This window comes from Empedobacter tilapiae (assembly GCF_004785645.1).
GTDB lineage: Bacteria > Bacteroidota > Bacteroidia > Flavobacteriales > Weeksellaceae > Empedobacter > Empedobacter tilapiae.
Window position 1 is genome coordinate 158055 of sequence record NZ_SRPE01000010.1, and the last position, 22470, is coordinate 180524.

At 32.2% G+C, this 22470-nt stretch carries 24 protein-coding genes and 1 tRNA gene; 2 read left to right on the top strand and 23 right to left on the bottom strand.

Annotated elements, in window-relative coordinates:
• Window positions 1-2: 2 nt before the first annotated feature.
• The 4 genes from E4J94_RS14130 to E4J94_RS17730 form a co-directional block, all read right to left on the bottom strand.
• Window positions 3-632: an HNH endonuclease gene (locus E4J94_RS14130; RefSeq protein WP_168801886.1), complete on the bottom strand. Its 630-nt coding sequence runs from the start codon at window positions 630-632 to the stop codon at window positions 3-5.
• Window positions 616-1299, bottom strand: coding sequence for a hypothetical protein (locus tag E4J94_RS14135; RefSeq protein ID WP_135836435.1), 684 nt, complete (start codon window positions 1297-1299; stop codon window positions 616-618). Before E4J94_RS14135 ends, E4J94_RS14130 begins: the two co-directional genes overlap by 17 nt.
• 11 nt (window positions 1300-1310) lie before the next feature.
• Entirely contained in the window at window positions 1311-3725 is a 2415-nt protein-coding gene (locus E4J94_RS14140; RefSeq protein WP_135836436.1) for a sensor histidine kinase, read from the bottom strand.
• Between the two features lie 391 nt (window positions 3726-4116).
• On the bottom strand, window positions 4117-4548 hold the full coding sequence (locus E4J94_RS17730; RefSeq protein ID WP_221411296.1) for a GIY-YIG nuclease family protein: 432 nt from the start codon (window positions 4546-4548) through the stop codon (window positions 4117-4119).
• Window positions 4549-4838: 290 nt separating this feature from the next.
• Here E4J94_RS17730 and E4J94_RS14150 point away from each other — a divergent pair, with 290 nt between their 5' ends.
• Window positions 4839-6332 (top strand): hypothetical protein, encoded by a 1494-nt coding sequence (locus E4J94_RS14150; protein WP_135836438.1) that lies wholly within the window; start codon window positions 4839-4841, stop codon window positions 6330-6332.
• 153 nt (window positions 6333-6485) lie between these two features.
• Here E4J94_RS14150 and E4J94_RS17645 read toward each other — a convergent pair whose 3' ends face one another.
• From E4J94_RS17645 to E4J94_RS14180, 6 genes are all read right to left on the bottom strand, one after another.
• A complete protein-coding gene (locus tag E4J94_RS17645) occupies window positions 6486-6659 on the bottom strand; it encodes a hypothetical protein (protein ID WP_168801887.1) in 174 nt (57 codons plus the stop codon).
• 435 nt (window positions 6660-7094) lie between these two features.
• Entirely contained in the window at window positions 7095-7829 is a 735-nt protein-coding gene (locus E4J94_RS14160) for a YggS family pyridoxal phosphate-dependent enzyme (RefSeq protein WP_135836439.1), read from the bottom strand.
• Window positions 7830-7848: 19 nt separating this feature from the next.
• On the bottom strand, window positions 7849-8334 hold the full coding sequence (locus E4J94_RS14165; protein ID WP_135836440.1) for a GNAT family N-acetyltransferase: 486 nt from the start codon (window positions 8332-8334) through the stop codon (window positions 7849-7851).
• 35 nt (window positions 8335-8369) lie between these two features.
• Window positions 8370-9110: an AAA family ATPase gene (locus E4J94_RS14170; protein WP_135836441.1), complete on the bottom strand. Its 741-nt coding sequence runs from the start codon at window positions 9108-9110 to the stop codon at window positions 8370-8372.
• Window positions 9111-9130: 20 nt separating this feature from the next.
• A tRNA-Cys gene (locus E4J94_RS14175) sits at window positions 9131-9201 on the bottom strand.
• Between the two features lie 42 nt (window positions 9202-9243).
• Window positions 9244-9690: a GNAT family N-acetyltransferase gene (locus E4J94_RS14180; protein ID WP_135836442.1), complete on the bottom strand. Its 447-nt coding sequence runs from the start codon at window positions 9688-9690 to the stop codon at window positions 9244-9246.
• Window positions 9691-9780: 90 nt separating this feature from the next.
• On the opposite strand from E4J94_RS14180, the gene E4J94_RS14185 reads away from it, so the two are divergent.
• Window positions 9781-10479, top strand: a complete 699-nt coding sequence (locus tag E4J94_RS14185) for a GntR family transcriptional regulator (RefSeq protein WP_135836443.1) — start codon at window positions 9781-9783, stop codon at window positions 10477-10479.
• 6 nt (window positions 10480-10485) lie between these two features.
• Here the strand turns inward: E4J94_RS14185 and pdeM are convergent, their stop codons facing one another.
• From pdeM to E4J94_RS14245, 13 genes are all read right to left on the bottom strand, one after another.
• Window positions 10486-11133 (bottom strand): ligase-associated DNA damage response endonuclease PdeM, encoded by a 648-nt coding sequence (gene pdeM, locus E4J94_RS14190; protein WP_135836444.1) that lies wholly within the window; start codon window positions 11131-11133, stop codon window positions 10486-10488.
• Window positions 11130-13592: a ligase-associated DNA damage response DEXH box helicase gene (locus E4J94_RS14195; RefSeq protein WP_262710490.1), complete on the bottom strand. Its 2463-nt coding sequence runs from the start codon at window positions 13590-13592 to the stop codon at window positions 11130-11132. Before E4J94_RS14195 ends, pdeM begins: the two co-directional genes overlap by 4 nt.
• Window positions 13589-15169: an ATP-dependent DNA ligase gene (locus tag E4J94_RS14200; protein ID WP_135836445.1), complete on the bottom strand. Its 1581-nt coding sequence runs from the start codon at window positions 15167-15169 to the stop codon at window positions 13589-13591. The genes E4J94_RS14195 and E4J94_RS14200 overlap by 4 nt, the downstream gene beginning before the upstream one ends.
• A 142-nt stretch (window positions 15170-15311) precedes the next feature.
• Complete coding sequence (locus E4J94_RS14205; protein WP_135836446.1) at window positions 15312-16322, bottom strand: ligase-associated DNA damage response exonuclease; 1011 nt, start codon at window positions 16320-16322, stop codon at window positions 15312-15314.
• Between the two features lies 1 nt (window position 16323).
• Entirely contained in the window at window positions 16324-17319 is a 996-nt protein-coding gene (locus E4J94_RS14210) for an SDR family NAD(P)-dependent oxidoreductase (protein ID WP_135836447.1), read from the bottom strand.
• Between the two features lie 77 nt (window positions 17320-17396).
• Window positions 17397-17648, bottom strand: a complete 252-nt coding sequence (locus tag E4J94_RS14215; RefSeq protein WP_019976198.1) for a GlsB/YeaQ/YmgE family stress response membrane protein — start codon at window positions 17646-17648, stop codon at window positions 17397-17399.
• Window positions 17649-17716: 68 nt separating this feature from the next.
• A complete protein-coding gene (locus E4J94_RS14220) occupies window positions 17717-18232 on the bottom strand; it encodes a pyridoxamine 5'-phosphate oxidase family protein (protein WP_135836448.1) in 516 nt (171 codons plus the stop codon).
• A 4-nt stretch (window positions 18233-18236) separates the two neighbouring features.
• Window positions 18237-18470, bottom strand: a complete 234-nt coding sequence (locus E4J94_RS14225; RefSeq protein ID WP_135836449.1) for a hypothetical protein — start codon at window positions 18468-18470, stop codon at window positions 18237-18239.
• Window positions 18471-18509: 39 nt separating this feature from the next.
• Window positions 18510-20633 (bottom strand): catalase, encoded by a 2124-nt coding sequence (locus E4J94_RS14230; protein WP_135836450.1) that lies wholly within the window; start codon window positions 20631-20633, stop codon window positions 18510-18512.
• A gap of 235 nt (window positions 20634-20868) precedes the next feature.
• Entirely contained in the window at window positions 20869-21147 is a 279-nt protein-coding gene (locus E4J94_RS14235) for a hypothetical protein (RefSeq protein WP_246034346.1), read from the bottom strand.
• A 149-nt stretch (window positions 21148-21296) separates the two neighbouring features.
• Window positions 21297-21563 carry a hypothetical protein gene (locus E4J94_RS14240; protein WP_221411297.1) on the bottom strand — a complete coding sequence of 89 codons (267 nt, stop codon included), beginning with the start codon at window positions 21561-21563 and terminating at the stop codon, window positions 21297-21299.
• Window position 21564: 1 nt separating this feature from the next.
• Window positions 21565-21705 (bottom strand): hypothetical protein, encoded by a 141-nt coding sequence (locus E4J94_RS17650; protein WP_168801888.1) that lies wholly within the window; start codon window positions 21703-21705, stop codon window positions 21565-21567.
• Between the two features lie 189 nt (window positions 21706-21894).
• On the bottom strand, window positions 21895-22470 hold a 576-nt coding region (locus tag E4J94_RS14245; protein ID WP_168801889.1), incomplete at its 5' end, for a tyrosine-type recombinase/integrase.

A 22470-nucleotide genomic window follows, 5' to 3' on the forward strand; every position in this document is an offset into this window, starting at 1 on the left:
TGTTACATTATCTTATAATACTCATCAAGCTCATTTCGATATAAAAAGTATTGTTCACTATATTCTCGAGATTTATTTAAAATATTATTGTAATTTTCGGAATTAGGATGATACTTTTTTGCTTCTAAAGTTAAAATTTCAATAGCTTTTCTTAATTGATTTAACTCCCATAAAAGCTTAACAGCATAATCCCTTTCATCAAATTTAAAACCAACTTCTACCATCCATTTACCCAAATCAGTCACCCAGCTTATACTACCATTTTTTGTTCGATATAAATGTGTATCATAATCAGTTGTACAAGGATCTACAAAGCCCATATTGTTAATATTAGGTACAGTCTCATCATTTGAAGGCCATTTACTTAACTTAATATTGTTGCAAAATTTGCAAGAATAGACTAAATTACTATACTGACATAAACTTATATTTCCAGTCTTTGTAAATAAAGATTTAGGAACGAAATGATCTACTTCAAAATATGTATGACTAAATCCATCATATGAACCACAATAAGCACAATGTTTATGAAAATCCACTCTTAAATCAGGTTTGTGTTGTGACCAATTACTACCAGTCGGGGTTTTTGTGGGGTTAGTTCTTCTTTGTGGCAAATTATCCCTTACTTTCATCATCTTTATTTTCTAATAATGAATTAATAAAAGCTTCTGCATCTTGTCTAGCTTTTGATATTTTATCTAAATCATTGATAGAAGTTAAATTTTCAGGAACCTCTAGCATTCTCATTTTATCTAAACTTAATAAATCTCTTTGTGTTGAAAGCAATAAGTTCTTTTCATCTGTACTTAATTCATCTGTTTTTTCTTTTTCCAATAATTCAGAAATGGTTTTCTTTCTTTTTTCAATGTGATTCTTATACTGCATTATACTTTTTGTAAGTACATCAATGAAATCTTTTGTTTGGATATTTTCATCTCCGTCATCGCTAGGAAAAACAATTTCTTTATCAAAAATTATTTTTGGATCATCAACATCAGGCTTAGCTTGATCCGACTTATTAGTGAAAATTATGTGAGGAAACTGTGGTTTCTTATCATAAATTTCACGTTCAACTTCATCTCCGTTAAAAGCTAAAATATTACCTTCTTTCAATCTAAAATCAATCATTAATAAATCAATATCAGAACTATAAACTTGTTCCATTAGGTCTTGTAAAAGCATTCCTTTTGTTATTTCATAACCTATAACATCGAATCCAAAAGTTTTTAGCTTTCGTCTATATAATTTTACTTGGTTTACATCTTCATCTATGTAACCTATCTTATATCGTACATCCATAATTTAAATTATTAATTTATTGAAAACGTAATTTTAACAGCGAAACCTTGTTCTGGCTCTAATATTTCTATATTTCCATTATTATCATCAATAACCGATTTTACCAAATACATACCAAGTCCTGTTCCTACCTCATTACCAACCCTATCTCTTTTTGAAGTAGTAAATGCAAGAAAAATTTCCTCTTTATTATCAAATGTTTTGTCTAGTCCTTTGCCGTTATCTGAGAAGATAATCTCTATTCTATTATTAACTATACTTAGCTCGATCAATATATTTCTTTCATCAACAGAATTCTTATCTTCAAATGAATCAATAGAGTTGTTAATTAGATTTGAAAATATTGTTGTCATATCCATTTCAAAGGCTCTGAAACTATAGTTAGTATCAATTGTTCTATCACTAATTATAAAATTAATATCCTTTCGTTTAAATATTCTTTTCCAAGTATCTTGTAATTGTATAAAAAAGTTTCCAAAATTTAGTTTAGTCCTCGTTCGTTTATCTTTTCTTATTGCTGTTAAAGTATAATCAATCCAATGTTTTATTTTTTCTTTATCTTCTTTGAGTAAAGCAAAAATATCAACAACATCGCCAAACTCAGTTGAGTCATTGATACTGCTAGGTAATAACTTCATTTCATTAGGAATTAGATTTAAAACATTTTTTTCTAATTCTACTATTTCAGATGCATTATTACTAACCTCTTTCAATTCGTGTGAAAATGAGGAAACAATTAGACCCAAACTTGCCAACGATCTCACTTGCACAATTTCTTGGTTCTCTTCCTCTTTTTTATCATCAATTATTCCTCTAACTGATTCTTTAAAGAACTCTTCATAGGCTTCTTGTTGCTCTTCTTCATTGGACGTATTATTTGACTTACTATCTTCAATTATTCTTAACGCTAATTCGTGCGCTTTTTTTTGTATTTCCTCGTTTTTGCGTTTTTCTTCCTCTTGCTTATTAAAAATATAAATAGGATTCAACACCCTTGAACGATCAACTTCAAATTCGTGAATACAGGCAATAATAATATTTTTAAATAACTCAAATGCATCATTTTCCTGTAAACCACCACGATCTGATTTATCAACCAATAAAGGGTTATCATTTCTAGAAATAGTGATGATACCTGCTAAAGATTCATTATTTACTCTCCAATCACCTATGCGTTGCCCAGCACCAGCAGGACTTTTTCCTGCTCTAAAACCTAAACCTAACCAGTCGTTTTTAGGATCACCATAAGGACGAACCCTAAAAGAATCGCGATATATTTTTATTCCACCAAATCTTTCTAATGTTGCTCTTCTTTCTCTACTAACTATACTTTTATATGGATAACCCTCTTTTTTAGAATTGGTAAATTTTATATAGTTATAAGTAAACTGAAAATCACCTAACTCAATTAAAAATTCTCTTCTTAATTGATTCATCTCCCAATTCAATAATTTAGCAATACTTTTTGTATAAGTGAAAGTCTTTTTTTCTATAGATTCTAAATTAAATGGCTGAGATAAGTTTTGAAATAAATGTCCATATTTCCTTTTTAATACTTGTAAATCAAGTTCATTTCTTTCAATTGTAAATTCAACTGAAAGTTTCTCTGCAAAATACTTGGCTGTTACTTTATAATCGAAATCATTAAAGAAAGCAGTTTTCACATCACCATATTGTGACAAATTTTGAAGATGTTTGAAATAAACCTTAAATGGAATATTTAATTCTTTAGGGGGAATCAAAGCTTCCAAACTAGAAAATACACTATTAATTTCCGCAGGAAACCATTCATCTTTTAAATTACATATTTTTAAAATTGTGCCATGCTCAAAATCAATATCCTTTATTTCAGAAAAATCGAAACTTGTTCCAAGAACCTCATTAATTTTATTTTTAATATCTATTTTAACTGGTGTGATATCCGCTTCTATTTCAGAAATTGATTTATTAAAATCATCAAATTGTGCCCAATCCATATTCCAGTAAATTCCATCATTATTTTTATTCTTCTTAGATAAAGTCCACATCTCGGTCTCAAAACCTAACCGATCTAGTGCAAAACGCCCAATTCCTTTAGCTCCAGTTTTTACTCTTTCTTTATCTGACAAATAAAATTGTTCTTTATTTCCTGTACCTATTTGCATCCAATATTCTTCAACAATATCCCTTTCCATACCATCACCATTGTCAATGATATAAATAATACTATTCTCTTTATCAGGAACTAAATAAATTTCTTTATTCTCATCTTCTTTCTCAATAATAGGTATATCAAAAAAAACAAAACAATTTTCAGCATCCGCATCATAAGAATTTTTAACCAATTCAGTGATTGCACCTTCTGGATTTGAAAAATTTTCTCTTCCCAAAAGTTTACCTGCTCTTGCAGAAATCTTAAATGGTATTTTTTCTGTACTGTTAGTCATTGAATAGTGCTGTTAATCTTACATTTAACTTTTCTGCTATTTTAATAAAGATTTTATAAGTAGTTAATCTTGTAATTATAGTATAATTTTCTCAACTATACATTTAATACTTTGATCAATTAATTGCCTTTTTAATCTTAAAATTGCATACGGTGTAAAGATATTGATTTTTGAACTGTTAAAATCTAAACTTATGAAATTAAATTCACTTGCCTTAAAATACAGATAATATATAATTTGAGTATTTACTTCAGAAATTATTATAATAAAAGTCTTATACAATTTCTCCACAAAAAGGTTGACCTACTCGCTTATAAATAGAACCTGATAAATTCTAAAACGAATAAAACTAATACTCCAAGGTTTAATTTGTGTAATTAAATTGTACGGATTACATCAAACTCGTTGGAAATTCTTCTTCAACCAATTCAATTGATTCTATAGTTGATTGTTCTTTTAGTAGTAATGATTCCCTATATTCCATAGCCTCCGCATCTGTTATAAATTCAGCTTCAAAGCCTAACTCTACTATTTTTTCTTTAATTTCTTGAAGAGTTACATTAAAAAACTCTCTTCTATAGTTAAATAAATTGACAGCTTTATCTGCAAATGCTTTATGCAATTCATATTCTAAGGTTCTGGCTTCATCACTATAAATCATGGCATGAACATCAAATCGAAATGGAACTGAGGCATCTCCTAATTCTCGTACCCTATCCAAAGCTTCTAGCCTTCTTGTCATTCCTATTTTAAATACATTTTCTCCAAAAGAACCAATATTTGAAATAATATACACATGTCCTCTCTTGGTCTGCTGAGCCATAGATAAAGCTCTTTCCTTTTTTAACCTTGCCTCTTCCAATTCTTTTTCGAGTTGCTCTATTTGTAATTTTAATTCTTCGGAATTATTAGTCCCTTGCTCCTTTCTTACTTTTTCTAAAGCTTTTTGGAAATAGGCTTCTTCTTTTTCTGCTTCTTTTTGAGCTTTCTCAAATTCTCTTTTTGCTTTTTCTTCTTCTGAATGATACTCGATGCAAAAAATAATTTTGTTAATTATTTAATTTTATCCTTTATTTGCTATTGTAAAAGTGTTTTTTCACTTAATTTATAAGAATGCAGTATATTAAAATATTTCTTTTTTTTTCAATTGGCTTTTTGTTTTCTTGTACAAATGAAGACGATAAATTAGATATAAAAGATGATGTAACAAAAGTAAATCAAGCTCCAAAAAACTTTGAGATAACAATTAAAGATGTGTCACATTCTAGTGCTAAAATAATTTGGAATGCTGCAATTGACCCAGATAACGATCCTGTCAAATATGATATTTATCTAGAAAATGTAAAAATTTTCTCAGATCTAATTGATTTAGAAGCTAATTTTCAAAATCTTGAAGAATTAAAAAACTACTCTGGTTATATAATAGCAAAAGACAGTCATGGTAATGAAACAAGAGAATATTTTAAATTTATAACTTTCAAATATTACTTGAAATTTATGAAGGATTATGATTATGGTCCAAATAAATATCATGGTGAATTATCATCAATTACTTTAACAGAGGATAATCATTATTTGGTTTCTGGTATATTCTCTCGTTCAGTATTTGTGTTTAAAATTAATGCTGAAGGCGATTTAATTTGGAATAAATATTATACTTTTTCAGATCCAGATTTTTATCAAACATTAAATAAACCTGTTGAAATTATTAATTCTAATAATGGATCTATTTTCACGTACCAACACTATGTAGTTCAATTAGATAAAAATGGCAATAAAATATGGCAAAAAGATTTTAGAGAAATATATGGATACGATCAGTATATTTTATTAGAGTCTTTAAAGTATGATCAACAAAATAATTTGGTTGTTGTTGGAAATCATATGCATTCAGAATTTATGGATGATATAAAAGGTGTTGCTGTAAAGTTTTCTCCAAATAAAAACATATTATGGCATAAGTCATACGAATTAGATTATTATAATAATATTTTAGATTTAGCATTTGATAAGAATAATAACATGATTATGTTTGGAGATACTCGTCTTGAAGACCAAAATGGTAGATATTCTAATGCTAAATTTTGGTTGTTTAAAATTGATATGAATGGTAATAAAATTTTCGAAAAAAAATTTGGCGATGGTTATTGTTTTCCAATAAAAATAATTAATACAAAGGATGAAAATTTCATTATTCAGGGACATTGGATGGGAGCTTATGATAAAAGATTTGATATTATAAAGAAAATTGATCAAAGTGGTAATTTTATATGGGAACACTCTTTCCTATCAGATGAAATTGCACAATTTTCGGTTACTGAATTATCAAATTCAGATATATTGGTTACAGGTAAAGATAATAATAGATCTATGGGGTTCTCAGATATAAGATACATTAATTTATCTCCAGAAGGTAAAAAGCTATGGCAAAAAACAATTGCTTTTGATTATTCATACACTGCAGGAGTTGATGTGTTAGCGACAGATGACGGTGGTTTTACTATGATTTCAGATTTCGTGAAGATAGATTATAATTATTACTCAATGTATCCTAATGCCAAAATTCTTTTATTAAAATCTGATCCTTATGGAAACATAACAATGTAAGTTTATTTTAATAACGAATTAACACATCTATATTATTTAAAAGTAAAATGTAAATTCGGCATATAAAACGTTTTTTTTCTAACGTTAAGTAGTCTTTATATTAGAATTACATTAAACTCGTTGGGAATTCTTCTTCAATCATTTCAATTGATTCTATAGTTGATTTTCTTTTTCTGTTTTTATATAGAATTCTACATCTACTATTCCGTTATATCTATTTTGATTAGAGTTCAATTCAGAATTAGTATTTTCTAAACTAATAATCTTTTTTTCGAGTTCAGAAATTTTATCAAATTCTTTCTTCTTTAAAAAATCAAATATTCCCATCACAATTAATTTTCTTGACACAACAAAACTACATAGAGCGTTACAATCTGATTTACGTGAAACCGTAGTTTATAAAAAATGTAATCAGGATATTTTGGCTAACTATACAATAAAGTATTTTACAAAGGTTTTGTATATTAGTCTTTGTATAGAATAATGTTAGCGGTTAGGCTACAAATGAAAGTTCCTATGATAAAGAAATGGCTACAATACTACACTACTTTTCTTTTGGCTAAAAAATTCATAGCTAGCTAAATAACATGTTAAAACTCGCGTAAAAGAAGGCGGTCACAATATTCCAACAGATGGAATTGAAAGGAGATACATTAATGGAATTAAAAATGTGACTTCGAGAACCTCGGCCACCAAGAAAACCGTTTCCAGAGACTCTCGGACGGAAAAGGTATTCAAGAAATATAACGTATATAACCAAATTTATTTTATAGTCTCATTCCAATAATAACTGTCGGGATAAATTCTTTTTCCAAATATTGCTGTGCCCACTCTTATAATCGTTGCCCCCTCCTCAATGGCTATTTCCATATCTCCACTCATTCCCATTGACAATTCCTGCATTTCTACGTTAGGTAGGTTTAAAGCCACAATTTTCTGTTGAATATCTTTGAGCAATCGAAAACACTTACGCACCTTTTCGGTTTCGGCACTAAATAAACCTATGGTCATCAAACCTTTTATTTTTAGAGTTTCCAACTTTGCTACCTGCTTTACTAATTCTATTGCATTATCGGGACCAACACCAAATTTGCTTTCTTCAAAAGAAGTATTTACTTGTATCAACACTTCTATGGTTTTGTTTTCAAATTCTAATCGTTGGTGGATTTTTTTTGCTAGATCCCAACGATCAAGCGATTGAATACAGGATACATTATATTTCAAAAGATCTTTAATTTTGTTTGTCTGCAAATGCCCAATGAAATGATTAGTGTGCAGAATTTCTTTCAATGATTCGTTTTTCTCTTTAAGTTCCTGTACCTTGTTTTCGGCTATTAATGTATATCCTGCTTGTAATGCAATTTTTATACGTTCGGCAGGTACAGTTTTGGTTGCCAATAACAGTTTTATCTCATTAGAATTTCTGTTACTATTTATACAGGCATTATTTATTCGCTTCCGAATATCGGTAATATTGTTTAAAATTTCTTCGTTCATACTTCCTAGTATTAAAAGGTTATTGCTTTGCTAATGCTTCCATTTTTTCGGGAGTAATAGTCCACCGTATCCATTTATCATCTGGCTTTGACCCCAAACTTTTATAAAATTTCTGAGCGTTAATATTATTGGCAAGAACTAACCAATTAAATTTTTTATATCCATTATTGAGGGCATATTGAGCAAGACCTTTCAGTAATCTTTTACCAATATTTTTGCCTCTTTGGTTAGTATCGACATATAACCATTTAAGCATTAAAGAAGGTTTTAGATTGTGCATAAAAGGAATGGTATAATAAACAGCAATACCTACAAGTTTACTGTTCCCTGTCTCTGCAACGATAGCACCGAATTGAGGGTTTGTTCCAAATCCACGACTTAACAAGTCGTTTTCTGAAAGGCTAAAATCTGTATCGCCCTCATATACAACAATCGCTTCCATTAACCGCAAAAGTTCTGGAATATCCTGCTCTTTCATTTCTCTGATTTGTATTTCATTTTCCATTTGTCCGTTTTAAATTCTTACTATTTTGTTTCTCTTTATTGCAGATGGGATATCGTTTCGGTTTGACAGATTGATTTTTCTTCCAATTCTTTTATCAGTACCGTTTTTACAGCCGTAAACGTATGGTCTTTGGCTTCTGCAAATGAAACGTTGTATTTACGTTCTATGTTCTGTAACTCTATTGGAAATCGGAATAATAGCTTGTTGTAATACTCGTCTAAAACTTCGGGTATTGGTATTTCAAAATTTATCCGTAGCTGAAACCGCCTTAACAAAGCTGTATCAATAATTTCTGGGTGGTTGGTTGCACATAGTAATAATGCCTTTTCGGGATAGTAGTCTATCAACTGTATTAAGGTATTTACCAATCTTCGCATTTCGCCTACGTCTTTATCATCGTTACCTCTTGCTTTTGCGATTTGGTCAAATTCATCTAAAAACAAAACGGCTTTTTCCCGACCTGCTTTGTCAAATACCTGTTTGATGTTCTGCGATGTTTCGCCTATACGTGAACATACTACATTACTCAAATTGAGTATGAGAATATTTTTGCCTAACGTATTTGCAATAGCTTTGGCGGTCATTGTTTTGCCACAACCCGAATTACCGTGAAGCAATATTTTATTATTTACAGGAAGTCCGTATTGGCTTAATTCTTCATTGTATTTATGTTCCTTTATCAGCTGTTCAAACTTTTGCCTGTTAGCTTCATCCAGAAATATATCGTTTAATGATACCTGCTCTTTGTCGTTTATGATAAGGTTAAATACATTCATTGAAATATAAAATAATATTGAGGTCGGGAATGGATTCGAACCACTGCAAAAGGTATTGCGTACCCTTGTCTGACCACTCGACTACCCGACCATTTTTTTGAAAAGGGCGAACCGATTAAGTCTGCCCATTCTGTTACTTCCACCAATAGTAATAATTGTGCTTACCGTCATATTCAAAACCGCAACGTGGATATAATTGATTGCCTATGTCGTTTGTTTTTTCAGTTTCAAGCATTAGCCCGCAAGCACCAGTTTCATCGCACCATTGTTTTGCTCTGTCTATCAATGCTACCGAAAGCCCTTCGCCTCTGTAATCGGGGTGTACAAACAAATCGCTCAATAACCATTGCTTTGCCAATTTGATGTAATGATACAATTTGTACAACTGCACAAAACCAACAGCTTTGCCGTCTGCATACACGACAAAAATGTTTGATTGGTCGTTGTCTAATCGTTCCTTAATGAATTGCTTACACTTTTCGTAATCGTCCGCTTGACGATAGAAAACCCGATAAAGGTTAAATAATTTTGCTGTGGTGTCTAAATCGTTTAGACCTACTTTTTTGATGTTGAACTCCATTGTTTTTAAATTATTTTAATTGATAAGTCAAAAGTATTTACAAACAGGACTATATTTGTAGCCCTATTTTCAAATAAAAGGTAGTCCACTATGTTACCATACGAACATATCATAATCATAGATAAAGAAAGCAAAATCCCTGTTTATATGCAGATTGCCTTATCCATTATTAACGCTATCAGTAGTGGTACTCTGAAACCAGGAACGCACTTACCAAGTAGTCGGGAATTAGCCAAAACATTAGGTGTACACCGAAAGACCGTAGTTGCAGGTTATGAGGAATTGGAAGCACAAGATTGGATTATGATTTTTCCAAGAAAACACGTTGCTGTTTCGGAACATATTCCATTGCTTAAACCTCAAAAGTGGGGTGAATCTAATACGGCTACACCTTATGAAAATGATTTGAATGTACCTTTTAGAATTATAGAAGAAAACAAGTTTAGTGAAAATGGTATTTCGTATGCTGATGTAGTTATTGATGACGGACACCCTGACGTAAGATTATCTCCAATAGATGATTTATTGAAAATGTATCGTTCACTCACTTCAAAAAAATATGCCATTAAAAACGCAAATATTGGAACAACGCAGGGGACTTTGAAACTTCGGGAAGTAATGGTTAATTATTTGTCAGAAACAAGAGGGTTAAACATTTCTCCTAATAATATTTTAATTACGCACGGAGCACAAATGAGTATTTATTTGTCTGCTCAACTGCTTTTGGGACATACATCTACGATTATTGTAGGTGTTCCAAATTATCCTATTGCTAATAAAAAAATTTAAAGAAACTTATATAGTATAAATGTCCTCTTTCGTAAAAAAAATATAGTGCGAATTTTCGGGATGATTTTTTGTATCTAAACCTGTGAACGAACTAAAAGCGGGTAAAATAAGTTGAGTATTGCTCACAATATAACATGGAAATTTAACAAATCTCCCAACTGGAGTTTTCATTCTAATTCCTGGATGAAGATGTCCAGAAATCACAAATCTTTTGGTAGAATATAGTTGCTCATGTGAGAAAATAAAATACTCTTCTTCGTATATCTCACAAACTTCTGTAACACCAATATCAAACAGTTTTTCCTTTGCAATTCGGTCGTGGTTACCTTTTACTAGGATAATTTTTAAATCAGAAAATTTAGATTTCCATTCAGCAAAGAGGTTGAATTCAGAATTTTTTCCTGCATGAACAAAATCACCTACAACAATCATTCTTTTGGATTGAAAATGGATGATTAAATCAGACAAACGTTGCAAATCATTCTCAATAATTTCGGAAGGTAAAGCTATTCCGTTTTTTCTGAAATGAGCGGTTTTTCCTAGATGTAAGTCTGATAGAACAATGGTTTCTGTTTCCTTCCAAAACAACGCTCGTTGATTGGTTAAAACTAAGTTTTGTTGCATAATATTGATCGTCTTCTCTGCTAAAATCATTTCCGTTTTGCTTTTTTCTTCAAATTTGCCTCTTGCATTTTTCTAATTCTCGTACTCAAATCTTCGCTGGAAAGCGATTGTCTCAAACTGTCTACTTTTATCGGAAAACTTAAAGGTGTAAATCGATCCGATTTTACATAAATGATTTTACTTTCACTAATGCGATCAAATGCTGCGGTTAATCGTTGTTCTTCCAATTGCTGGTTAAAAACTTCCGTATATGCTTGTCGTAACAATAAATTTTGCGGATCATACTCTTCCAAAACAGAAAATATGATTCCCGATGATGCCTGCAAAGATTTGTTATTCACTTGTCTTCCGGGCATCGTTTGCACCACCATTCCAGAAATTACGGCAATATCTCTAAATTTTCTTCGTGCCATTTCAGTCGCATTTACACTGCTAATAACGTCTTGCATTAGGTTTACTTTAGAAAGAATTTGATTCAATTCCGTATCCATCAATTGTATTTCTCTGTCCGAAAAAAGTTCAAAACCATAGTCGTTCATCGCCATCGAGAAGCTGATAGGATACAATTTAGAGATTCGATATGCCAATAAAGCTGCCATCACTTCATGTACCAATCTTCCTTCAAAAGGGTAAAAAAACAAATGATAACCTTCTCTCGTTTTGATGCGCTCTACTAGAAATTCATCTTCTTTCGGAATGTGCGAATTTTCATTCTGATTCACCAACAAAGGATGCAAAAAACGAAGTTCTTTTTCTCGAGCGTTTGGTGAGAGCGATTCAGCTAATTTTTTACGTAAAAAATAACTTAAATTAGATGACAAAGGCAATCTACCTCCGAGCCAACTGGGAGTTATCGCTTTACCACTCGACAATTTTACAAAAACCGTCATATCTTTCAGCATAACGAATTCTAAAACACGTCCTGCCAAAACAAATTTATCACCTTTCCTCAGTTTAGTAATAAAATATTCTTCAATCATCCCAATATAACCTCCCGACAAAAACTTCACTCGTAACATCGAATCGCTTACAATAACTCCAATATTCATGCGGTGCAACATGCCTATTTTTCTTTTTTCAACAACTAGTTTTCCATCTTCCTGTTTCACCACTTTATGAAATTCTTCGTAATTTTCACCTGTTTTTCCGCCTTGTGTGATAAAATAAATACACCATTGCCATTCCTCTTCCGTTATTTCAGAAAAAGCATAGGTATTTTTGATAATGGGATAAATTTCTTTGGGATAAAAACCGCCGCCCAAAGCCAAAGTAACAAGATATTGTACCAAGACATCGTACGCCAAAACAAAAGGTTCCCTATTTTCAATCACTTTATTTTTAACGGCTTCTTTTAACGCTGAAGCTTCAATAAATTCTAATGAATAAGTGGGAACAAAGTAAATTTTTGAAGTTTCAAAAGGCGAGTGTCCGCTTCGTCCTGCTCTTTGCATAAACCGTGCAACACCTTTACTGGAACCAATTTGAATCACCGTATCTACAGGTTTAAAATCGACACCCAAATCTAATGAAGACGTAGAAACCACCGCCTTTAACAGTCCAGAACTCAAATTTTCTTCTACCCATTGACGCAAATTAGCATCGATGGAACTGTGATGCAATGCAATTTGCCCAGCAAAATCGGGATACGCCTCCAATAAAAGCTGATACCATATTTCACTCTGGCTTCGCGTATTGGTGAAAATAAGTGTCGATTTACTTTTTAAAATAATGGAAACGACTTCCTGTACTAATTTTCCGCCTAAATGTCCTGCCCAAGGCAAAATTTCAACTTCAGGAGGATAAACGGAGAGAATTTCAATTTTCTTATGCTCTTTAGCGACAACTTTGGTTCTCTTTTTAGCATTTGGAATCAAAACATCCAAAGCCTGATCCAAATTACCGATGGTTGCAGTAATTCCCCAGATCTTGATGTTTGCTTGCCGAAATTTTAAAACAGCTAAAGCCAATTCTACCATCACACCACGTTTTGTACTCAACAATTCATGCCACTCGTCTACCGCAATTGCTTTGAGATGAGTAAAAAATCGTTCGTTATTTTTTTGAGCCAAAAGAAGATGTAAACTTTCGGGCGTTACCAAAAGAATATCAGGCATTTTCTTAGTTTGTCGGGCTTTCTGTTGTGGATCGGTATCACCATTTCGTACTTCCACCACCCAATCAAGTCCAATTTCGTCAATCGCTTCTTGCATGGATTTTGCCAAATCTTTAGCTAAAGAACGGAGTGGTGTTATCCAAAGGAGTTTCAATCCATTTCCGTATTTTTCGGGATGATTAAAAAAATCAATAACAACCGCTAAAAAAAGAGAATAAGTTTTCCCAAAGCCTGTGGGAGCAACAACCATACCAGAATAGCCATTAGCAAAACGTTGCCAAGCATCCTTCTGAAAATTAAAAGCCTCCATATCTTTGGCTTGCATCCAATTTTTGATGAGTTGAAAGCCATCGGATTGTTCGAATTTCTCGGTCACGTGATTAATTTTTTAATATCTTCAATATCGTCTATTTCATCCATTTTTTTATCGCGTCGCCAACGTAAAATTCTTGGAAAACGCAATGCTACACCCGATTTATGTCGACTACTAAATCCAATTCCTTCAAAAGCCAACTCAAAAACCAATTCGGGTTTTACCGTTCGGACAGGTCCAAATTTTTCCAACACATTTTTAGAAATAAATTTGCTAACTTCTTGTATTTCTTTATCTGTTAAACCTGAATAAGCTTTCGCAATCGTGACTAATTTCCCTTCTTTTTTGACTGCAAAAGTATAATCAGTATAATAACCGCTTCGTCTTCCACTTCCTTTTTGGGCGTAAATTAAAACTGCATCAATCGTCAGTGGATCGAGTTTCCATTTCCACCAATCGCCTTTTTTTCGACCGGTATGATAAAGAGAATGTACATTTTTTAACATCAAACCTTCACTATTAATTTCTCGAGCATTTTCTCGAATTGCGGGAAGTTGATTCCAATTTTCAAAAATAATTTTTTCTGAAAGATGTACTTTATCCGAAGGATTGTCTTCTAAAATTTGCTCTAATTTTAATCTTCTTTGCATCATCGATTTTTCACGGTAATCATCTTGTTCCCACTCTAAAACGTCGTAGGCATAAACAACAATGGGAATTTCGTTCAAAATTTTCTTCGTTAAATTTTTACGATTCAAGCGTTTTTGAAGTGCAATAAAATTTAAAACTTGATCGTTTTTAAATGCTAGAATTTCACCATCCAAAACAAAATTACCTTTCCATTGCATCAATTCATCACGAATTTCAGGAAATTGATCCGTCACCAATTCTTCACCTCTCGACCAAATAAAAACTTCGCCATCTCGCTTAATAAATTGCCCTCGAATACCATCCCATTTATATTCTACCAACCACTCTTGCGTATCGCCTAAATCTTCAATTTCTTTTTCTAACGCATAAGCCAAACAAAACGGATAAGGTTTGGATAAATGGGTCGCAGTATAATCGCCTTTAATCAACTTTTCGAAATCGACTTCCTCTGCCGTCCAAGTACCCATAATACTGTGTGTAACAGCATTAGTGTCTAAACTATAATATTTTGCAAGCGTATTAATTAAAGTTTTACTGGAAACGCCGATTCTGAAACTGCCGCCCAAAAGCTTATTGAAAATAAACCGCTCTACATAATCTAAACCGTTCCACGCATCAAGAACAAAATCTTTTTTCTGATCTTCCGTTTTGTCCTTTAAATCAATGATTTTTTGCATCCATTCTGACAAAGAATAGTGGATGGTTTTGGTTGGTGGTGGTAAAATAAGAGAAATTGTTTCCCCTAAATCACCCACGCTGGAATAACTCTCTACAAAAAGCCATTCTGGAATTTCGGCAACTTCCATCGCCCACGTTTTCATTAAGGTAGAATTGACATTTCGTTTCGGTTTTCGCCCTGTAAATAGAGCTAGAAACCATAATTTATCATGCGAAGACGCCTCTTGCAGAAACTCGATAATTGCCTCTTGTTTTAAAGAGGTTTTGTTGGTGCTGTCGAGCGCATTAATTAAAGTAGCAAAATCGTTCATTGATGATTTAAAAATTTTAAAGCAATTTTAATATTTACTTCTTGTTTTGTTCATATTTCTCATCCGCTTTTATTTTTTCAGAATGACAATGCTGTATTGTCATTTCGACGACAGGAAAATCTCAAAAAATCTTTATGAAAATCTATTTCTCTTCCTCCATTTCTGTTCTTTCTTCATCGTCGCCATATTCGGTTTTTACTTCTTCGGAATAAATACCTATTTCGTTTAAATATTTAGAAAAAATAGCCGTTTGACCATGCGTTACATAAACTTTTTCGGCTTCCGTAGCTTTGATCGCACTTAACAATCCTTGCCAATCTGCGTGATCACTAATTGCAAAACCTGCATCTGCACTTCGCCATCTTCTAGCACCACGAATTTGCATCCATCCCGAACAAATGGCATACGCCATATTCGGTATTTTCTTCATTGCTGGATTATCCACCAAAGCGGGCGGCAACAAAATTATTTTTCCATCCAAATGCTTTTTGTCATCACGTAAATCTATGGTTTTGTACTCAGGTAATGTAACACCAACACTTTCGTACGCCTCATTCAATTTTGCAATGGAATAATGGACATTTAACTCTCCAATACCCTCCAATGCTTTCATAATACGCTGCGATTTCCCTAAAGAATAACCTATAAAAACCGAAGTTTTTCCTTTCGCTCTATTATGATCTACCCAATCACGCATTTTTTTTTCTTGTTCTGCCACAGAAAGCCAATTGTAAACAGGAAGACCGAAGGTACTTTCGGTAATGAATTCGTGGCATTTTACAGCTTCAAAAGCCGTAGAAAGCCCATCATCTTGCAATTTATAATCTCCAGAAATTACGCTTACATAACCTTTATACTCCATCCTAATTTGTGCTGAGCCGATAATGTGACCTGCAGGATGTAATGAAACTTTAACCCCATTTATAGTTAGTTGTTCGCCATAACCGATACTTTCGCATTCGATATTTCTACCAATTCTTGAAAATAAAATAGGTTTAGTGAAATGATGACACAAATATTTTTTCATTCCACTTCGAGCGTGATCGGCATGTCCATGCGTTATAACTGCTAGATCTACAGGTCGCCAAGGATCAATATAAAACTTCCCTGGAATGCAATAAATACCTTTGGATGTGAATTTTAGCAGTTTCAAATTAATTCAGTTTTTTTGATTTATTTTTTAAATGTTTCGCTACAAAAAATCCTACAGCGAGTACTAGCGATGTTCCGATGATTTTTTGATTTCTTTTTGATGGTACTGGAATAGCCATCTTTCCATAAACAGCATGTGGATCCGTAGAAGGTTCTAAAATATTACCTTCATCAGCCTTTCCTTTTTTCACCTTCATCATCAGCCTTAAAACCCCAGTTGCTAGATTGGTAAAGGTTTCTGGAAAAGCTCCATGTGCAAGCTTTAACATAAATGATGTGGCATCTGGAAAGGTATCATTTTTAGGTTTGTCTATTAAATTATAAATCGCCTTTGCGGTATCTTTAGGATCTGATGCAAACGGAGGTATTTTAAAATCTAAACCTGAGAATTTAGCGGAATGCATATTTCCTGTAGATTGTTGAACTTGTGGATAAACGTTGCAAATATGAATTTCGGGATACACACTATACTCACTTTGTAAACCACTCATCAACCCTTTTATTCCTGTTTTAGTTGCCGAATATACCGAACTAAATGGAGCTGGCATATATCCTCCAATGGAAACATTATTAATTAAAATGCCTTGATTTTGTTCTTTAAAAACGGGTAAAACGTAGTACGCTCCGTGCATATACCCCATTAAATTGGTTTTGATTACTTGTTCGTTTATGTCCATAGGAATTTCCTCAAATTTTCCACTTGCCATAACGCCTGCATTATTCACCCACACATCTACGCGTCCAAATTCTTTCAGAGCAAATTCAACTAAATCTTTTACTTCATTTGTATTAGACACATCGGTAGATTTATAAACCGCTTTTCCACCAAAAGCATTGCATTCTGAAACCGCTTTTTCTAAACCTTCTACACCTCTTGCTGCCAAAACCAATTGATAGCCATTTTGAGCAAATAAGTGTGCTGTAGCTAAGCCAACACCACTGGAAGCGCCAGTAATTACGGCTGTTTTAGTAATTAATTCAATGGCTATATTTTTCATAATTATAAATAGTAATATTAAACAAAAAGTCTCAGAGCTCTGAGACTTTACAATATTTTAATCGTTAATTAGACCGTCTATTTTTTCGATATCATTCTGTACACTGCTAGACACAAAACTGCTCCAGCAATTGCAACTAAAAAACTAGAAATATTAAATCCGCTTACATCAACACCTAAAAGCATCGATCCAAGCCAACCTCCAACTACCGCACCTATAATCCCAATAATTATTGTTACTATCCAACCACCTGGATCGTTACCAGGGTGTATTGCTTTTGCTATTGCTCCGGCTATAAGGCCGAAAATAATCCATGTTAAAATTCCCATAATATATATTTTAATGTTAATAAATAGATGTAATAATTTCTTGTTGAAAGATCAATAATTAATCAAGCTTATATACTTAACTCACCTTCTACACCTCCATCTTCAACTGGACTTCCCGTAACGGCGGCGAAAAGCATTTTCGACATGGCAATAAATTTATTGTCTTTGGTTTCGTAATAATAGCCATCGTTCGGCGAAACTTTTATTACACTGATATTAGGATCGTCTTTGCCATCAAACCAAGAATTTGCAAAATTGGTCCAATATTTTTCAATTAAGGTTTTATCTTGTGAAGCACTGGCTTTTCCTTTAATAAAGATGTATTCGTATTTAGAATTATTCATAAAATACAGTTCTACATTAGGATTGGCTTCAATTTCATCATTTTTCAGTGAACGAACGTCACTCAAGAACCAGAGATTACCAACCTCATCTACTTCTTGAAGAGCCATTGGTCTGCTCGTAGTATTACCACCAATATTGGTGGTAAAAAAGCAATTTCGGGCAGTTTCAGCAATAGATTTTATCTTTTCAATGGCTTTATTTCCGCTCAAATTTTCTGTCGGTGACTGTGCATTTCCCATAATTTTATTTTTTTATTTCTGGATTGTGATTAAAACAATTTTTCTCCTCATTGATATGAAAAGTAAAATTTGTACAAACTATAATGTCATTGCTATCAAAATGTTTTACAATACCATTTTTTTCCATCGTCACAACCCAACACGAATTTTGATGCATTCCATAATCAATTATAAAAATAGTATGACCTCTACCAATAGGGGTATCAACAAGTATTGTAGGACTAAGTTGTAATATCATTCATCTAAATTTTAAAATTATATCACGTTATACATTTTATTAAGAGGGAACCTTCCTTTTTTCTTCACGATCCCAAATACGATGTAATTTCATTGCCTCAATAAAATCTGCAATCCAATCCTCATTTTCATCTTCTAAAACTACTCCTCTATCAGGTCTTACAAATGAATTATTCATTAAAGAACCAGTTCCTTTTGCAAATAATAAGATTTTACAATGTCTGTAAGAATCATTAATAAATTCATAATAATCTGGATTCAATTTTAAAGATTCTATTGATTTACCTGATGGTGTATAAACGGCGTCATAACAAACAGATGGATCTGTACGATAGCTATGCGAAATCTTTTCTTTACTTCCTTCTTCATAGGTTAATTCGCCCACTTTAGATGAAATTAATACCGCTTCGGCTCCTTCCTTTTCTAATACTTTTTTTAATTGATCTACACTTTTTTTAGAAACCCCATTATCCACTAAAAAGGCAACTTTTCTGGTTTTAATATTTCCTTCTCCTTCTTTTACCTTCATACTAAGCGCATCTGAAGATTTTAGTTCTTGTTTTTTAGGCTTCAAGGGATAATTAGGGTGATTTTGCCTTACAAAACTTAATGTCAACTCATCCAATTCTTTTGGAGGTATTATACCAAGATTATCTCCTACTTTTTGAGCTAAAGTTTTATCAATTTGATAAAGTATCGCGGTTTGTCTTTCTCTAATTTTTGGATCAGAAACCTTACTCAGCTCAAAACTAAAAGCATCTACAATATGTTGCTTTTCTGGCTCCGATTGAGAATTAAAAAACAAAGTTGCTTGCGAGAAATGATCAGCAAAAGAATCAGATCTAGCCCTTACTTTCTTCCCTTCTACCTTTTGTTCATGAGATTGAAAACCTTCTTCTCCCTTTAACATTGCATGATAAGGACAACCAGAAGCTTTACTATTCGGAAAATAACTAACTCCTCCTTTCAGTATATCAATTCTCCCTGTTCCATCTTTTTGATTATTATGCTTTTGGTTTAATGATCTATTAATAGGAATTTCATGGAAGTTTCCTCCACCTAATCTATAATTCTGTGTATCCATATACGAAAAAATACGACCTTGCAATAAAGGATCATCAGATAAATCAATACCAGGAATGATTCTACCTGGATCAAAAGCTACTTGTTCAGTTTCAGCAAAAAAATTGTCGGGATTACGATTAAGTGTCATTGTGCCAATTATCTTTACAGGAACTAATTCTTCTGGAACCAATTTCGTAGCATCCAAAATATCAAAAGAATATTTTAATTCATCTTCTTCAGGTATTAGCTGAACACCTAAATCCCATTGCGGAAAATTTCCTTCATCAATAGCTTCCCATAAATCTTGACGATGAAAGTCAGAATTAAATCCTGATATTTTTTGAGCTTCATTCCATGCAACAGAATGCACTCCTAATTTAGGTTTCCAATGGAATTTAACAAAAGTTGCTTTACCTTCTTGATTAACCAACTTAAATGTATGTACTCCAAATCCCTCCATCATTCTCAGACTACGAGGAATTGCTCTATCAGACATTGCCCACATAATCATATGTGCTGATTCTGGCATCAATGAAATAAAATCCCAAAAAGTATCGTGCGCAGAAGCCGCTTGAGGAATTTCTTTATCAGGCTCTGGTTTAACTGCATGTATTAAATCAGGGAAATTCATAGCATCCTGAATAAAAAATACAGGTATATTATTTCCAACTAAATCATAATTACCATCTTCTGTATAGAACTTTACCGAAAAGCCTCTAACATCTCTTGCTAAATCTGTAGATCCTTTAAATCCTGCAACAGTTGAAAAACGTATAAATAGTGGTGTTGTTTTACCTTTTTGAAGAAATTTTGCACATGTATATTCACTTATATCCTCATTAATTTCCAATATTCCATGAGCTCCACTACCTCGTGCATGTACAACACGTTCAGGTATTCTTTCTCGGTCAAAATGACCCAGCTTATCAAAGTAAATATGATCTTGTTGTAAGGAAGGTCCTCTATCTCCAACTTTTAAGGTGTTGTTATTATCATAAATCGAGACACCATCATTGGTTGTTAATTTTTGATTGGAGTTATCAACTGTAAACTGATTCAATTGTTCAGTTTTAAGATCTGGATTTTTAGATTTTTTCATATGCAATTTATTAATTAGTAAATGTTAATGAATAAGAATTGACAAACAACACGATAAGGAAACTCAAAAAATAAAATCGACATAAAAGTAATTACCCTATTGAGATTTATTTGTTTTAAATATGATTTCATTAAAACATCAATCAATTAAAATGCCATATTTTTTAAAAATGATAAAAACTTCTTTTACTATAACAATAAACTATTTAATTAAATATATTTTATATCTACTTAAATTAAGCTATTGATTTATATTGTTTTTTTAAACAGCATAACTGATAATTTCTTAGTATATCCCATCCAATAAACAATGATATATGTACCCATATCCAATAAGGAATTGTTTTAGGTGTTTCACTTCCATTAATTAGTTTTTTTTGATTTCCTTTGTCAGAGGCATTAATCATAAGTGAAATAATTCCATTTAAAATTGCCTTATATTTTATACCTTCAACTTGAATAAGTGATCCATTTACAACTGTAAATTGTATTATTTTAAATCCTTCTTTACCCATCGTTGAACGACTAACTATTAAAAAAAAAGTACTCCATCAACCATCTTTACTGTATCTAAATCAAAAACAGTAGGTGCGTCCAATTCTGCAATTAGATGCAATTGATCTTCTAAAATATTTTGCTTCTACCATTTTACATACGATTTGTTTTAATCTGAATAAAATAAATTTTTTATGTGTCCACTTTCTTTTTCTCCTAGTTTAAATAAATATTTTAGGGATAGAATAAAAGTCCATAATGTAATTAGAATAACAATTACTACAATAAACCAATCCCAATCGCTTTGAGGACTTGTTCCATGTGTAAAATTCTTTGTGATTTTTGGTTGTTGCAATTGACATGCATCACATGCAAACAAAGCTGATGTAAGGAATATACTTACAAAGCACATTTTATTTTTAGCTCTTTTATCCATATTATTTTATTTTATCCAAAATGACTTGCACTTCTTCAACTGTTATTTTTTTTGCATTATTTCCCCAATTTGAGCGTTCGTGATTTATTATAGCCGCTACATATTCGGATATAAAATCTGCGTTCTCTCCCTCTGCAGGCATAGTTGCATATTATGGTTGAGGATCATATCCTTTCATAATTATAGTAACATATAATTCTAAAGCTCCACCTGTAACCATTGGACTATTTTTAAATGAGGAAATGCTCCAGAGACTTCTTCTCCATTTGTTTGATGATTGTTGCACAATTAATTAAATGAAAATTAAAAATTATATATAGAGTTTAAATACCTACTTGCACTCGAAATAAGAAGATAAGCTCATAATTCGTTCATTATTTACTGGATTAATGTATTTGAGGAACATTTGCTCTGTAGAATGCCCTGTAGCTTCCATTAACAACGGTGTTGGTATTTTTCCATAAAAATTACTCGCAAAACTTCTTCTTCCAATATGACTGCTAAGTAATTGCCATTTTTCAAAAATCATTTCTTCGACACGATGTCCAACTCTTTTTTTTCCTTTCATAGAACAGTTTAACTCTGCCACTTTTGCAACCAATCGTATTTCTTCATTGTACTGTTTAATAGGCATTGATTTTGGGAAAAAATTGTTGTTCCGTTTTAATATACTCATCACAATAGGATGCAACGGTAAAGTAATTTCTTTCTTTGTTTTTTGTTGAATGAATTTAATACAGGTTTTCTCATTAATCTTAGTCAATTTTTCTTGAGAAAATGTGATAAAGTCAGAAAATCGTTGACCAGTATAACAACTAATAAGCAACCAATCTTTTGCAGATTGTAAATGCTGAGGAACTTTTGTTTTCTTGATAATTGAAATCTCTTCTTCATTAAGAGTTGTCAT